Below are 13730 nucleotides of genomic sequence, written 5' to 3'. Positions count from 1 at the left end.
CCGGGCAGGCCCAGCCGCAGCCGGCGGGGCCGGAGGAGCAGCGCCGGACCTCGACCTGACGGGGTGAGCCGCGGTTGGCCGGTGCGCACGGGCGGCGGCCACCGGCGGGGTGCGGGCGCGGACGAGCGCGCAAGTATCCTCGCTGTTCGTGACGGTCAAGCCCAGCATCCCCAACGTCCTCGCCGCCCGCTACGCCTCGCCGGAACTGGTCGAGCTGTGGTCACCACGGCACAAGGTCATCCTGGAGCGACGGCTGTGGTTGGCGGTGCTGCGCGCCCAGGCCGACCTCGGCGTCGAGGTCCCCGAGCAGGCGCTGGCCGACTACGAGCGCGTGCTCGAGCAGGTGGACCTCGACTCGATCGCTGCCCGGGAGCGCGTCACCCGGCACGACGTGAAGGCCCGCATCGAGGAGTTCAACGCGCTGGCCGGGCACGAGCACATCCACAAGGGGATGACCTCCCGGGACCTCACCGAGAACGTCGAGCAGCTGCAGATCCGCCGCAGCCTGGAGCACGTCCGGGACCGCACCGTGGCGGTGCTGGCCCGACTGGCCCGGCTGGCGGCCGAGCACAGCGAGCTGGTCATGGCCGGGCGCTCGCACAACGTCGCCGCCCAGGCGACCACGCTGGGCAAGCGCTTCGCCACCGTCGCCGACGAGCTGCTGGTCGCCTTCAACCGGCTGGAAGAGCTGCTGATCCGCTACCCGCTGCGCGGCCTGAAGGGCCCGGTCGGCACCGCGCAGGACGCGTTGGACCTGCTCGGCGGGGACCCCGCCAAGCTGGCCGAGCTGGAGCGCCGGATCGCCGGTCACCTGGGCTTCGGCCGCACCTTCAGCAGCGTCGGCCAGGTGTACCCGCGGTCGCTGGACTTCGAGGTGGTGACCACCCTCTCCCAGCTGGCCGCCGCGCCGTCCAGCCTGGCCAAGACGATCCGGCTGATGGCCGGGCACGAGCTGGTGACCGAGGGGTTCAAACCCGGCCAGGTCGGGTCCAGCGCCATGCCGCACAAGATGAACACCCGCTCGTGCGAGCGGATCAACGGCTTGGCGGTGGTCCTGCGCGGCTACGTGTCGATGACCGCCGAGCTCAGCGGTGACCAGTGGAACGAGGGCGACGTCTCCTGCTCGGTGGTGCGCCGGGTGGCCCTGCCTGACGCGTTCTTCGCCTTCGACGGCCTGGTGGAGACGCTGCTGACCGTGCTGGACGAGTTCGGCGCGTTCCCCGCGGTGGTCTCCCGGGAGCTCGACCGGTACCTGCCGTTCCTGGCCACCACCAAGGTGTTGATGGCCGCGGTGCGGGCCGGGGTCGGACGGGAGACCGCGCACGAGGCGATCAAGGAGAACGCGGTGGCGGTCGCCTTGGCGATGCGGGAGCAGGGGATCGAGCACAACGACCTGCTGGACCGGTTGGCCGCCGACGAGCGGCTGCCGCTGAGCCGGGAGCAGCTGGAGCAGCTGCTGGCCGACCGGCTGGCGTTCACCGGGGCGGCGTCCGGCCAGGTCGCCGAAGTGGTGGCGAAGGTGGAGAAGGTGGTCTCCCGCTACCCGGAGGCGGCCGAGTACCGCCCCGGCGACATCCTGTGAGCCCCGCTCACCGCCAGTGGGCGTTGAAGAAGTCCAGCTCGCACCGGGTGGCCTGCTGGAACAGGCGCAGGCACCGGGCTTGGTCGCGTTCGTCCAGTTCGGAGCCCACCCGGTGGAGCTCGTCGCGCAGCCACTGCACCCAGGCTCGGAAGTCCGGGGTGCTGTGCAGGGTGATCCACTCGGCGGGCACGAAGTTCTCCGGCAGCGTCGCCGGTGCCCGCACCGCCCACTCCAGGTAGCTCCACTCGGCGACGGTCAGCACGGTGAGCACCTCGGGGTAGCTGCCCCTGCTGCTGGTGTCCCGCATCAGCTCCTGGAAGGCGACCGTGGCCTGGTCCAGCTGCGGGTGCTCCCGCTCGGCCTCCGGCACTCCCAGCGCGTCGAACGCCCGCTGGAAGTACGTGTTCTCGGTGCTGGTGACGGTGGTGATGCTGGCGGCGATGGCCAGCCGGGACGAGTAGCGGTCGGCCTTCGCCAGGGCCGCGCCCAGCAGGGCCAGGAAGTCGTCGATGAACTGGTAGTCCTGCACCAGGTAGGACCGCATGAGGTCGGTGGGCACCACGCCGTCGAACAGGGCTCTGGTGAACGGGTGGGTCACCACTTCGGTCCACACCGGTTCGCTTCGCTGCCGCAGCCAGTCGGTGAAGTTCTCCGCCACCGCGCCTCCTCCGCATCGGGTGTTCCTGCGGCCCACTATGCCCGCCTGCGACCGGCGGTGGCGGGTGGAGGAGAATCGTCGGCGTGGTTGCACTCGCCGATTACCCCCAGATCGCGGCCGGGAAGGTCCGCCAGCTGCACGCCGTGGACGAAGAGCACCTGCTGTTGGTGGCTTCCGACCGCATCTCGGCGTACGACCACGTGCTGAGCACCCCGATCCCGGACAAGGGGAGGGTGCTGACCGCGATGAGCGTGTTCTGGTTCGAGCTGCTCGCCGACGAGGTGCCCAACCACCTGGTCTCGGCGGACGACCCCCGCATCCCGGCGGAGGTCCGCGGCCGGGCGCTGCTGGTGCGCCGGTTGGAGATGCTGCCGGTGGAGTGCGTGGCGCGCGGGTACCTGACCGGGTCCGGGTTGGCCGACTACCGCCGCACCGGGTCGGTGTGCGGGGTTCCGCTGCCGGAGGGGTTGACCGAGGCTTCGCGGCTTCCGGAGCCGATCTTCACCCCGGCCACCAAGGCGGCCATCGGCGAGCACGACGAGAACGTCAGCTTCGAGGCGGTCGTGGAGACGGTGGGTCGGCAGCGGGCCGAGCAGTTGCGGGAGCTGACGCTGCGGATCTACCGGCGGGCCGCCGAGCACGCCCGGGAGCGCGGGGTGATCCTGGCCGACACCAAGTTCGAGTTCGGGGTTGCCGCCGATGGCTCCGTGGTGCTGGGCGACGAGGTGTTGACGCCGGACTCGTCCCGCTACTGGCCGGCGGACGGCTACACCCCGGGCCAGGTGCAGCCGTCGTTCGACAAGCAGTACGTGCGGGACTGGTTGACCTCGCCCGCTTCCGGCTGGGACCGGGCTTCCGACACGCCGCCGCCACCGCTGCCCGACGAGGTCGTCGCCGCCACCCGCGCCCGCTACATCGAGGCGTACGAGCGGATCACCGGTCGCTCGTTCGACGACTGGCCGGCGCCGTCGGCGTGAGTTGGGTTCCGCGCCACCTGCTGTTGAGCCGTTCCTGGTGGTGCGTTCGCGGAACCGGCGCCCGGGCGACACCTGCGGGTCAGGGGAAGGTCACCTCCGGCCGGCGCAATGAGCGGCGTGAGCATGCCGCTGGTGGTGTCGCTGTCCGGTTTGGATTGCCAACTGCTGGAGGAGTGCGCTTCCTTCGCCGCTGAGCTCGATCGTCGATCGGTGCCGCTCTCGTTGCTGCTGTCGCCGCGAGGAACCGGGCAGCTGCTCCCGGCCCCGCCGGTGCTGTCCTGGGTGGTGCAGCGGCTGCAGCACCGGGACGCGTTGATCCTGCACGGTTTCGCCCGCGGAGAGGCGCCGTGGCAGGGGTTGCTGCCCCGGCTCCACCGGCGCCGCCTCGGGGAAGGCGGGGCCCGGGGAACAGCGCTGCGGCTGGTCGCGGTGACCAGGCGGTTGGCGGGCGTGGGGTTGCGCACCGGTGCTTTCGTGCCGTCCCGGTGGTTCGCCTCGCCAGGCACGATCACCGCGCTGCGCCGGCACGGGTTCGCGGTGTGCGCGGACGCGGTCGCGATCCGGGAACTGCGCACCGGTCGGGTGCACCGGGCTCGCGTGCACGCGCTCGGGCCGGGAGAGCGCGCCGAGCCGTGGTGGTGCCGCGCCCTGGTGATGGGGGTGGGGCGCGCGGCCCGCCGCGGCAAGCCGGTCCGGATCGCCGCCGAGGCCGCTGACCTCCGCAAACCGGGGGCGCGGCAGGCCCTGCTGGACGCGGTGGACTTGGCCTTGCACCACCGGGCGCTGCCCGCCACCTACGGCGAATTCGGGTCGGACGCCCAGGTGAAGATCCCTTAATCATCGTTTCAGGGCGCTTTCAAGATCGACCAGCAGTCTGGGAACCGTCAGCGAACAGCACGCGAAAGCGAGGAACCAGATGCGCACCTCGAAGCACACCCCGTTGGCGGTCGCCGCAGCTGCTGGCCTGATCGGGCTCGTCGGTGGCGGCGTGGCGCTGGCGTCCGACCCCGCCACCCCGGAACCGCCGGCCCCGGTCGAGCAGCAGATCGACCTGCCGGAGGTCGAGCCGGCCCAGGGCGGCCAGCCGGAGCCGCCCGGACAGCCGCTCCCGATGTGCCCGCCCGGCGTCGACGACGACTTCTTCGGCGAGGACACCTGCGCGGACGACTTCGACGACCGGTACGAGCGGGACGACCTGGACGACCGCCACGAGCGCGGCGATGACCTCGACGACCGCTACGAACGCGACGACGACCTCGACGACGGCCCCGAGGACGACCTCGACGACGATGACGACGCCGACGACGTGAACGACGACTGACCGAACCGGTGGCCGGTGGAGCGCCTGCGGCGGCGCTCCACCGGCCACCGCTCACAGCTCCGCCGGCCGTCCCGCGGTGAGCACCTTGATCTCGGTGCTCTCCGGGCGCAGCTGCTCGAACATGCGGTAGTGCATCTGCGGCCTGGACAGCACCGCCTCGTGGATCGGGACCGCGGTCCGCGGCGCCACCGCCCGCAGGAAGTCCACGGCCTCGGACAGCTTCAGCCACGGCGCCCCGGTGGGCAGGCCGAGCACGTCGATCCGTTCCTCGGGCACGAAGAACGAATCCCCCGGGTGGTAGAAAGCGCCGTTCTCCAGCACGAAGCCGACGTTGTCGATCACCGGGACGTCCGGGTGGATCACCGCGTGCTCACCGCCGACGGCGTGCACCGCCGTCCCGCTCAGCTCGAACGTCTCACCGGCGCGCGCGGTCCGGGCCTGCAGCCCCTTGTCCGCCAGCATGGCGACCGTGCCGGCATCGGCGATCAGCTGGGCCGCGGGGTTGGCCTCCAGCAGCGCGGGCAGGCGATCGATGTCCACGTGGTCCGGGTGCTGGTGGGTCAGCAGCACCGCGGTCAGGTCGCGGAGCTGCTCGAACCCGGACGAGAAACTCCCCGGGTCGAACAGCAATCGCGCGGTCGCGGTCTCGACCAGCACGCACGAGTGTCCGAAGTGGGTTATCTGCACGAACTTGCTCCTCCCTGCGGTGAAGCTCGCTGCGGTGAAGGATTCCGCTTCTGCCGGCCGGAGTCGAGTCACCACAGCCGCCACGGCAGGGATTCCAGCAGACCGGTCTCCTCCGCTGCGGTGAGCCCGGCGTGCCGGGGCCGGTCGAAACCCAACTGCTGCTCGGTTCCCCGCACCGCTCGAACCGTGTCCTCCACCGGGCGGACCCGCAGACCTGCTGCGGCGGCCGGTCCGGGGTCGTGCGAGGGCAGGCCCCAGTGGCTTTCCGGCGCCCACAGCGGCAGGGACTTGGGGCCGGACCACGGGGTGACCCCGGCGGCCAGCAGTTCCTCCGGGGGCACCGCCGCCAACTCGGTGCCCGGTGGGGACGTGATCGCGCTGATGCCGCGCAGCAGCTCCCGCAGCTCGGTCACCGGGCCGACGGCGTCGTAGGTGCCGGTCACCCGCTGTTCGGCGGCCAGCACCAACCAGTCGGCCAGGTCGCGCACGTCGATGTACTGGATCGGCTGCTCCGGGGAGTCCGGCACCAGCACCCGGCCGCCCCGGGTGAACCGCATCACCCAGTAGCCGAACCGGTCCCAGACGTCACCGGGGCCGCAGATCAATCCCGGTCGGACGATCAACGCCCGGTCGCCCACCGCCTCGCGCACCGCGTTCTCGCTGGCGACCTTCACCGCCCCGTAGACCTCCGCGGAAGGCATCGCCTCCGCACCGGCCGGCGGGTCTTCCGCGGCCGGTTCCAGCAGCGGAGCGCCGGGGGACTGGCCTCGCGTCCGGGTGTCGGCGTAGACGTTCACACTGGACACGAAGCACCAGTGCCCGGCGGTCGCCCCCAGTTGGGCCAGCGCGTCCCGGACCCAGCGCAGCGACATGGTGGCCACGTCGACGACCGCGTCGAACCGCTGCCCGGCCAGCCCGTCCAAGCCCCGGTCGCGGTCCACCGGCAGCAACCGGGCCCCCGCGGGCACCGAACCGCTGCGGCCGCGGGCCGCGCAGACCACTTCGTGCCCTTCCCGCACGGCCGCGGCGGCGACCGCGCGGGACAGGAAGGCAGTGCCGCCCAGCACCAGCAGTCTCATGCGGTTCACGATGCCAGGGCGGCACTGGGGTGGCTAATCGTTTTCGCCGCCGGTGTCGCTTTTTCGCCGTCAGCGGACCACCGTGATCGTCATGGTCGGCCCGGCGCCGCCGCCGACCCGCGTGTGCACGGTGTAGGTGCCGGCCGGCACGTCGGCGATCGTGGCGACGGCCTCGGCCTGGCCCGCCCGGTCGCTGACCACCTGGGCGACGCCCTCATCGGCGCCCATCGGGTGCTCCCGGTCCTTGACGAAAGCCTTGGACGAGATCCAGTTGAGCCCTTCCGGACCGTGGTCGAGTCGCAGCACCACGGTCTCCCCCGGTTTCACCACGGACTTGTCCGAGGTCAACGGCGCCTTGGCCGTCGCGGTCGATGCGCTCGCCGGAGCGGGGTCGTCGGCCACGGCCAACGCCGGGGCCGGAACGGTCAGCGCGAGTCCGCCGATCAGAGTCGCCGCAGCCAGCTTTTTGATGGATCGCATCTGTAATCCCCTCAGTTCATGTGGTTGTCCCCGTTGGGGTAGTTCCCGTTGGTAGAGACGGCGGGGCGGGGAAAAGGTTCAGCGCACCCCCCGGAAAGTGGCGCAGAGCACAAACTCGCTCCCGCCCGGTGTGCTGTTGCCCACCCGGCTGCCCCGTCGGTTCGAGCGAAACCGCAGCTTAGTTACCCTTTGGAAGTACTGCTGGCCTTCCACCCGGCCGTTCGACGGCGGTGGACAAGCACGGAATCGGGAGCTGCACCCGTGGCCCGAGTCGTTGTCGACGTAATGCCAAAGCAGGAGATCCTCGACCCGCAGGGGCAGGCAGTGGCCAACGCGCTGCCCAAGCTCGGGTTCGAGGGGGTCCTGGAAGTCCGCCAGGGAAAGCGTTTCGAACTCGAGGTCGCCGACTCGGTCGACGACGAAACGATCGCCAAAATCGCTGAGACGGTCCTGGCCAACCCGGTGATCGAGGACTGGACTGTGCGCCGGGTGGAAGCATGAGCGCGAAGATCGGTGTCATCACTTTCCCCGGAACGCTGGATGACGTGGACGCCCAGCGCGCGGTGCGCCGGGCCGGTGCCGAAGTGGTGGAGCTCTGGCACGCCGACGCGGACCTGCGCGGAGTGGACGCGGTCATCGTGCCGGGCGGTTTCTCCTACGGCGACTACCTGCGCTGCGGTGCGATCGCCCGCTTCGCGCCCGCGATGACCTCGGTGATCGACGCCGCCCGCAAGGGCATGCCGGTGCTGGGGATCTGCAACGGCTTCCAGATCTTGTGCGAGGCCGGGCTGCTGCCCGGCGTGCTCACCCGCAACGCGGGGCTGCACTTCGTCTGCCGAGACCAGTGGTTGACCGTCGAGAACACCACCAGTGCCTGGACCACCCGCTACGAACCGGGGGCCCAGCTGCTCATCCCGGTCAAGCACGGTGAGGGCAACTACATGGCCGACAAGGCCGTGCTCGACGAGCTGGAAGGCGAGGGGCGGGTGCTGTTCCGCTACGCGGAGGAGAACCCCAACGGCTCCCAGCGGGACATCGCCGGCATCACCGACGCCCGCGGGCGGGTGGCCGGCCTGATGCCGCACCCCGAGCACGCGATCGACCCGTTGACCGGGCCCACCGACGACGGCCTCGGCATGTTCCTGTCCGTTCTCGACGCACTGGTGGCAGCGTGACCGACATCGTGACGAAGGTGGACAGCGTCGAGCGCGCCAAGTCCACACCGGACCTCGACCAGCCCTACCGGGAGCTGGGTCTCAAGGACGACGAGTACGCCCGGATCCGGGACATCCTCGGCCGCCGGCCCACCGAGGCGGAGCTGGCGATGTACTCGGTGATGTGGAGCGAGCACTGCTCCTACAAGTCCTCGAAGGTGCACCTGAAGTACTTCGGGGAGACCACCACCGAGGAGATGCGCGCGAAGATGCTCGCCGGTATCGGGGAGAACGCCGGCGTGGTGGACATCGGGGACGGTTGGGCCGTCACCTTCAAGCTGGAGAGCCACAACCACCCCTCCTACGTGGAGCCCTACCAGGGGGCGGCGACCGGTGTCGGCGGCATCGTCCGCGACATCATGGCGATGGGCGCCCGCCCGGTCGCGGTCGTCGACCCGCTGCGGTTCGGGCCGGCCGACGCGCCCGACACCAAGCGCGTGCTGCCCGGAGTGGTCGCCGGCATCGGCGGCTACGGCAACTGCCTCGGCCTGCCGAACATCGGCGGGGAAGTGGTCTTCGACGAGTCCTACGCCAGCAACCCGCTGGTCAACGCCATGTGCGTGGGGGTCATGAAGACCAACGACCTGCACTTGGCGCACGCCAGCGGCAAGGGGAACAAGGTCATCCTGTTCGGGGCGCGCACCGGGCTGGACGGCATCGGCGGGGGGTCGGTGCTGGCTTCGGAGACCTTCGACGGCGACGAGTCCGGCGCTGGCCGGAAGAAGTTGCCGAGCGTCCAGGTCGGCGACCCGTTCACCGAGAAGGTCCTCATCGAGTGCTGCCTGGAGCTCTACCGGGCCGGTCTGGTCGTGGGCATCCAGGACCTGGGCGGGGCCGGGTTGTCCTGCGCGACCTCCGAACTGGCTTCGGCCGGTGACGGGGGCATGCGCATCGACCTGGACCGGGTGCCGCTGCGGGCGGAGGGGATGACCCCGGCGGAAATCCTCTCCAGCGAGTCCCAGGAGCGGATGTGCGCCGTCGTCAAGCCGTCCGATGTGGACGCCTTCATGGAGGTGTGCCGCAAGTGGGACGTCACCGCCACGGTCATCGGTGAGGTCACCGACGGCGACCGGCTGCAGGTCTACTGGCACGACGAGCTGGTGGTGGACGTGCCGCCGCGCACGGTGGCCCACGAGGGCCCGGTGTACGAGCGCCCGGTGGCGCGGCCGGCCGAGCAGGACGACATCGTCGCCAACACGCCGGACGAGCTGCCGCGCCCGAGCAGCCCGGAGGAGTTGCGCGAGACCATCCTGCGGATGGTGGCTTCGCCGAACCTGTGCTCCCGGGAGTGGGTCACCGACCAGTACGACCGCTACGTGCGCGGCAACACGGTGCTCGCCCAGCCGTCCGACGGCGGTGTGCTGCGCATCGACGAGGAGACCGGTCGGGGCATCGCGGTGGCCACCGACTGCAACTCCCGCTACACCTACCTCGACCCGTACGCGGGCGCGCAGTTGGCGCTCGCCGAGGCCTACCGGAACGTGGCCACCACCGGGGCGACGCCGCTGGCGGTCACCAACTGCCTGAACTTCGGTTCGCCGGAGGACCCGGGCGTGATGTGGCAGTTCCAGCAGGCGGTGCGCGGTCTGGCCGACGCCTGCCGGGAACTGGGCATCCCGGTGACCGGTGGGAACGTCAGCTTCTACAACCAGACCGGGGACCGGGCGATCCTGCCGACCCCGGTGGTCGGGGTGCTGGGCGCCATCGACGACGTGACCCGGCGCATCCCCACCGGCATCGGCGGTGAGGAAGGCGAGACGCTGCTGCTGCTGGGGGAGACCCGGGACGAGTTCGGCGGCTCCGAGTGGGCGAAGGTGGTGCACGGCCACCTCGGCGGGGTTCCGCCGAAGGTGGACCTGGCCCGCGAGAAGCTGCTGGGCGAGGTCCTGGTCGCCGGTTCCCGGGACGGGATGATCTCGGCCGCCCACGACCTGTCCGAGGGCGGTCTGGCGCAGGCGGTCGTGGAGATGGCGCTGATCGGCGAGTGCGGTGCCCGGGTGGTGCTGCCCGAGGGCGCCGACCCGTTCGTGTGGTTGTTCTCCGAGTCCGCCGGCCGCGTGCTGGTGGCGGTGCCGCGCACCGAGGAGCTGCGGTTCACCGAGATGTGCACCGCTCGCGGCCTGCCGTGGTACCGGATCGGGGTCGCCGATGCGGAGAACCCGGCGGTGGACATCCAGGACGTCGGCACCCTTCCGCTCGCGGAGCTGCGGGAGGCCTGGCAGGGAACCCTGCCGGAGCTCTTCGGCTGACGACGCGACGAGCAGGGGGCTTCCCGGTCGCTGGTGGCGGGAAGCCCCCTGCTCCGTTTCGCGGTTTCCGCGGGGGTTGCCCGCGGTGCTGTCACAGCCGGGAGAGCTCGAGGGCTTCGGTGCGTTCGCTCCCGTCGTAGCCGCCGGGCGGGGCGGGCAGTCCGAACAGCCGACCCACCGTCGGTGCGATGTCCACTGTGCTCACCCGGGTGCTCGACGTGCTGCCGCGCCGCACCGCCGGATGACCACCGGTGACGAAGAACGGGATCGGCTCGGTCACCGGGTGCCCGTGGTTGCCGGGGATCGGGTTGGACACCACCGTCGGGTCGGTGAACCGCCACCCCGCTCTGCAGTAGACCACCAGGTCACCGGCTTCCGGGCCGAGGCGCAGCTGTTCGGGGCGGTAGCAGGCCAGCACTCCCTCCTCCGCGGCGGCCAGTTCCCGCATGCGTTCCACCGCTCGGGGCCGTTCGGCTTCCGGCCCGGTGAAGTACAGCAGTTCGGCCCCGCCGTTCTGGGCGATCGCGGTGTTGTCCCGCAGCAGCTCGTCGGCGGCCAGCGCGTGGTGCAGCGAGATCACCCGGTGCGGTTTCGACCAGTCCATCGAGTGGTCGGCTAGGACGAAGAGGATGCTGTTGTCCCAGCGCCCGGTCCTGACCAGGAAGTCCGCGAACCGGCCGAGCTGGAAGTCGGTGCTGGCCAGGGCTGCTCGGCGGGCCGCCCGCAGCGTGGTCCCGGTGAGGTCGACGTGCCCGACCCGGTCGGTGTCCCCGAAGTTGGCGAACACCAGCACCGGATCCGCGCTGTCCACCATGGACATCAGTGCGTCGCAGGTGGCGGCGTCCGGGGCGTGCCCGCTGATCGGCACGACGGGGTCCGGTTCCCAGCGCACGGTCGCCCGGTCGCCGAAGATCCCGTGCAGGTACTCCTTGCTCAGCACGCTGCCGGTGACCAGGCCGCGGTCGTGCAGGCGGTCCAGCAGGGTGGGAGCGCGCAGGTCGGTGGGCTGGTCGAGGGTCCGCACCACGCCCGCTTCCCGGTCGTAGATCGAGTTCGCCGGCACTCCGCTGCGGTCGGGGCGCACCCCCGACATCATCATCACGTGGTTCGGGATGGTCTCCATCACCGGCAGGGAGCGGGCTTGCGGGTAGTTGGTGCCGCAGCTGCGCAGGCGGTGCAGGTTCGGCGTCAGCTGCGGCGTGATCTCCTCGGGGGAGCAACCGTCCACCACGAGCACGTACACCCGCAGGTCCGGTGTGGAGGATGCCCAGGCCGTGGTGGAGGTGGCGGACAGCGCCACCGCGGCACCGCTGGCGCCGGTGGCGAGCAGGAAGCTGCGGCGGCTCAGGGTTCTCCGGGTCACCGCAGGCCCTCCGGGGCTTCGGTGACCCGTTGGCTTCCGGCGGGAACCGCGAACGAGGCCGAGCGCGCCGCGGTGCTCCCCGGATCGGTGCGGTCGGCGAGCGCGAACCAGTCCATGTGTACCCGTTCCGGGGTGATGTCGAGGACCGAGTAGCCGTGCGAGTCGAGTTCCACGTGCTTGATGTGCGGGTTGTTCAGCCGGATCGCCGCTTCGACGGCCACCGATGCGGTGCGCGGTGGCACCCGCAGGATGTCGTCCATGTTGTCGCTGGTGATCGAGGTGCACACCAGTTCGGTGCCGATCGAGTTGCCGTTGAACGGGTAGCGGCTGAGGTCGGCCGGCAGGTCCGTCGCCCACGCCGAGTGGATGTCGCCGGTGAGGAAGACCGTGTCGCGGATGCCCCAGTCCCGCAGCACGCCGAACAGTTCGGCTTGGTCGGCCTGGTAGCCGTCCCACTGGTCGACGTTGTACGGCAGGCCTTGGACGAGCGGCGTGCCGGTGAGTTCGGCCAGTCCGCGGCGTTCTCCGATGGACAGGGTGGCGGGGAACCGCACCGGGGTGATCATCACCGAGCTGCCGATGAGCTTCCACTGCGCGGTGGCGTGCTTCAACCAGTCGGTGAGCCAGTCCATTTGGGCGTCACCGGTGATGGTGCGGTCCGGGTCGGTGGTCCCGGGGCTGAGCGGGCTGCTGACCTGCTCGCTGCGGTGACTGCGGAGGTCCAGCATGGACAGTTCGGCGAGGTCGCCGAAGGTGAAGCGCCGGTAGAGCGGGCGGCCGGGTTCGTAGCGCACCGGCATCCACTCGGCGTAGGCCTGGGAAGCGGCTCGTTTGCGCTGTTCCCAGGGGCCTTCGGTGTCCTCGTCGTGGTTCTCGGCGCCGTCGGACCAGGTGTTGTTCGCGATCTCGTGGTCGTCCCAGGTGGCGATGAACGGCACGCGGGCGTGCAGGGCTTGCAGGTCGGGATCGCTCTTGTACTGGGCGTGCCGGCGCCGGTAGTGCTCCAGCGTGGTGGTTTCCACGGCCGGGTCGTGCGCCCGGACGAGTTCGTCACCGGCCTGGTACTCGCCCGGTGCGTACTCGTAGATGTAGTCGCCGAGGTGGATGACCGCGTCGAGGTCGTCGCGGGCTGCCAGGTGGCGGTAGGCGGAGAAGTACCCGGCTTGGTAGTTGGCGCAGGAGACCACACCGACGCGCAGTCGGGGCACGGCGGTCCCGGTGGCCGGGGCGGTGCGGGTTCGGCCGGTGGGGGAGATGGCGCCGTTGGCGCGGAACCGGTACCAGTACCAGGTGTTCGGGTTGAGCCCGGCGGCGTCGATCTTGACGGTGTGGTCCCGCCAGGGGCCGGTGGTGGTGGATCCGTGCGCTGCGACGTGCCGGAATTGCTGGTCGGTGGCGATCTCCCAGTCCACTCGGGTTTCCCGGCCGCGGCCGGATCCCGGGGTGGCCGCCGGTTCGGGCGTGACGCGCGTCCAGAGCAGGACCCGGTGGGGCAGCGGATCACCGGAGGCCACGCCGTGGCGGAACACATCGGACCCACCGGACCCGCCGGTGGGGGCGGCGCTGGCCAGACCGCTGCTGGTGAGCATCGCGGCCACCGCTCCACCGGTCTTGAGCGCGGTTCGGCGGTTCACTTCGATCACGCGACGGCATCCTGCCGGATCTCGGCGGGCAGGTACAGCAGAAACGTGAATATTTATCGGAAATTTGGCGGGGCCGCACGCCGGATCCACCGGTCATTCGAGCTTCGATCAGCTGTGCGGACCAGTGGGCTGCGCCGTTCGAAGCAGCCGCGGAGAACGACTCCGAGGTGGACAAGAGCCCCGGGCGGTACCGCGGGGGCGGTACCGCCCGGACGGAGGACGCGGCGCGCTGGGCTCAACCCTTCGCCAGGGCCTGCAGCCTCTCGTACGAGCCGTTGAACAGGTCCTTGTCCAATGGAGATGAGGTGTACTGCCAGAACGTCCAGATCGACCAGTTGTACGGCAGGTCGCCCACGGAGTCGGCGTAGCGGGCCACCCACAGCGGGTTGGTGGAGCTGAAGTCCCCGTTCACGCACTGGTTCCACCAGCTGGTGCTGGTGTAGATGACCGGGTACCGGCCGGTGCGGTCGTGGTAGG

The 13730-nt window shown here is 70.8% G+C and carries 14 protein-coding genes; 7 read left to right on the top strand and 7 right to left on the bottom strand.

The window, feature by feature from the left end; all coding sequences use genetic code 11:
- The first annotated feature begins 148 nt into the window (after nt 1-148).
- The gene (purB, locus tag SREC43747_RS0117545; RefSeq protein WP_029722650.1) at nt 149-1582 is read left to right on the top strand and encodes an adenylosuccinate lyase; all 1434 of its coding nucleotides are present in this window, start codon (nt 149-151) and stop codon (nt 1580-1582) included.
- Nucleotides 1583-1589: 7 nt separating this feature from the next.
- Here the strand turns inward: purB and SREC43747_RS0117540 are convergent, their stop codons facing one another.
- Nucleotides 1590-2240, bottom strand: coding sequence for a TenA family protein (locus SREC43747_RS0117540; RefSeq protein WP_029722649.1), 651 nt, complete (start codon nt 2238-2240; stop codon nt 1590-1592).
- A gap of 83 nt (nt 2241-2323) precedes the next feature.
- Here SREC43747_RS0117540 and SREC43747_RS0117535 point away from each other — a divergent pair, with 83 nt between their 5' ends.
- The 3 genes from SREC43747_RS0117535 (at nt 2324) to SREC43747_RS0117525 (ending at nt 4538) form a co-directional block, all read left to right on the top strand.
- A complete protein-coding gene (locus SREC43747_RS0117535) occupies nt 2324-3217 on the top strand; it encodes a phosphoribosylaminoimidazolesuccinocarboxamide synthase (RefSeq protein ID WP_029722648.1) in 894 nt (297 codons plus the stop codon).
- Between the two features lie 123 nt (nt 3218-3340).
- Nucleotides 3341-4054 carry a DUF2334 domain-containing protein gene (locus tag SREC43747_RS0117530; protein ID WP_236623256.1) on the top strand — a complete coding sequence of 238 codons (714 nt, stop codon included), beginning with the start codon at nt 3341-3343 and terminating at the stop codon, nt 4052-4054.
- Nucleotides 4055-4133: 79 nt separating this feature from the next.
- A complete protein-coding gene (locus SREC43747_RS0117525) occupies nt 4134-4538 on the top strand; it encodes a hypothetical protein (RefSeq protein WP_051388124.1) in 405 nt (134 codons plus the stop codon).
- A gap of 51 nt (nt 4539-4589) precedes the next feature.
- On the opposite strand, the gene SREC43747_RS0117520 is transcribed toward SREC43747_RS0117525, so the two are convergent.
- From SREC43747_RS0117520 to SREC43747_RS0117510, 3 genes are all read right to left on the bottom strand, one after another.
- Nucleotides 4590-5225: an MBL fold metallo-hydrolase gene (locus SREC43747_RS0117520; RefSeq protein ID WP_029722645.1), complete on the bottom strand. Its 636-nt coding sequence runs from the start codon at nt 5223-5225 to the stop codon at nt 4590-4592.
- 68 nt (nt 5226-5293) lie between these two features.
- Entirely contained in the window at nt 5294-6304 is a 1011-nt protein-coding gene (locus SREC43747_RS0117515; RefSeq protein WP_029722644.1) for an NAD-dependent epimerase/dehydratase family protein, read from the bottom strand.
- Nucleotides 6305-6373: 69 nt separating this feature from the next.
- Entirely contained in the window at nt 6374-6784 is a 411-nt protein-coding gene (locus SREC43747_RS0117510; protein ID WP_029722642.1) for a hypothetical protein, read from the bottom strand.
- Nucleotides 6785-7045: 261 nt separating this feature from the next.
- Between SREC43747_RS0117510 and purS the strand changes: the two genes are divergently transcribed.
- Genes purS through purL form a run of 3 tightly spaced genes read left to right on the top strand, consistent with a single transcriptional unit; the run spans nt 7046 to nt 10247 of the window.
- Nucleotides 7046-7285 carry a phosphoribosylformylglycinamidine synthase subunit PurS gene (gene purS / locus SREC43747_RS0117505; RefSeq protein ID WP_029722641.1) on the top strand — a complete coding sequence of 80 codons (240 nt, stop codon included), beginning with the start codon at nt 7046-7048 and terminating at the stop codon, nt 7283-7285.
- Nucleotides 7282-7959, top strand: coding sequence for a phosphoribosylformylglycinamidine synthase subunit PurQ (gene purQ / locus SREC43747_RS0117500; protein WP_029722640.1), 678 nt, complete (start codon nt 7282-7284; stop codon nt 7957-7959). Before purS ends, purQ begins: the two co-directional genes overlap by 4 nt.
- Nucleotides 7956-10247 (top strand): phosphoribosylformylglycinamidine synthase subunit PurL, encoded by a 2292-nt coding sequence (gene purL, locus SREC43747_RS0117495; protein ID WP_029722639.1) that lies wholly within the window; start codon nt 7956-7958, stop codon nt 10245-10247. Before purQ ends, purL begins: the two co-directional genes overlap by 4 nt.
- Before the next feature lie 91 nt (nt 10248-10338).
- Here the strand turns inward: purL and SREC43747_RS0117490 are convergent, their stop codons facing one another.
- The 3 genes from SREC43747_RS0117490 to SREC43747_RS0117480 form a co-directional block, all read right to left on the bottom strand.
- Complete coding sequence (locus SREC43747_RS0117490; protein WP_037332477.1) at nt 10339-11610, bottom strand: alkaline phosphatase family protein; 1272 nt, start codon at nt 11608-11610, stop codon at nt 10339-10341.
- Nucleotides 11607-13253, bottom strand: a complete 1647-nt coding sequence (locus SREC43747_RS0117485) for an alkaline phosphatase D family protein (protein ID WP_029722637.1) — start codon at nt 13251-13253, stop codon at nt 11607-11609. Before SREC43747_RS0117485 ends, SREC43747_RS0117490 begins: the two co-directional genes overlap by 4 nt.
- Before the next feature lie 235 nt (nt 13254-13488).
- The coding region (locus SREC43747_RS0117480; RefSeq protein ID WP_029722636.1) for a GH25 family lysozyme at nt 13489-13730 on the bottom strand (242 nt) is incomplete at its 5' end.

Source organism: Saccharopolyspora rectivirgula DSM 43747 (assembly GCF_000497205.1).
In the GTDB taxonomy this organism is placed as follows: Bacteria; Actinomycetota; Actinomycetes; order Mycobacteriales; family Pseudonocardiaceae; genus Saccharopolyspora; species Saccharopolyspora rectivirgula.
The sequence above is the reverse complement of the archived record's forward strand: the minus strand, read 5'-3'. Positions and strand labels throughout refer to the sequence as shown.

What these genes read in the sequence shown, in the direction of transcription:
- SREC43747_RS0117530 (WP_236623256.1), top strand. Translation starts at nt 3,341, where the DNA reads ATGCCGCTGGTGGTGTCGCTGTCCGGTTTGGATTGCCAACTGCTGGAG.
- SREC43747_RS0117525 (WP_051388124.1), top strand. Translation starts at nt 4,134, where the DNA reads ATGCGCACCTCGAAGCACACCCCGTTGGCGGTCGCCGCAGCTGCTGGC.
- SREC43747_RS0117515 (WP_029722644.1), bottom strand. Translation starts at nt 6,304, where the DNA reads ATGAGACTGCTGGTGCTGGGCGGCACTGCCTTCCTGTCCCGCGCGGTC.
- SREC43747_RS0117510 (WP_029722642.1), bottom strand. Translation starts at nt 6,784, where the DNA reads ATGCGATCCATCAAAAAGCTGGCTGCGGCGACTCTGATCGGCGGACTC.
- purQ (WP_029722640.1), top strand. Translation starts at nt 7,282, where the DNA reads ATGAGCGCGAAGATCGGTGTCATCACTTTCCCCGGAACGCTGGATGAC.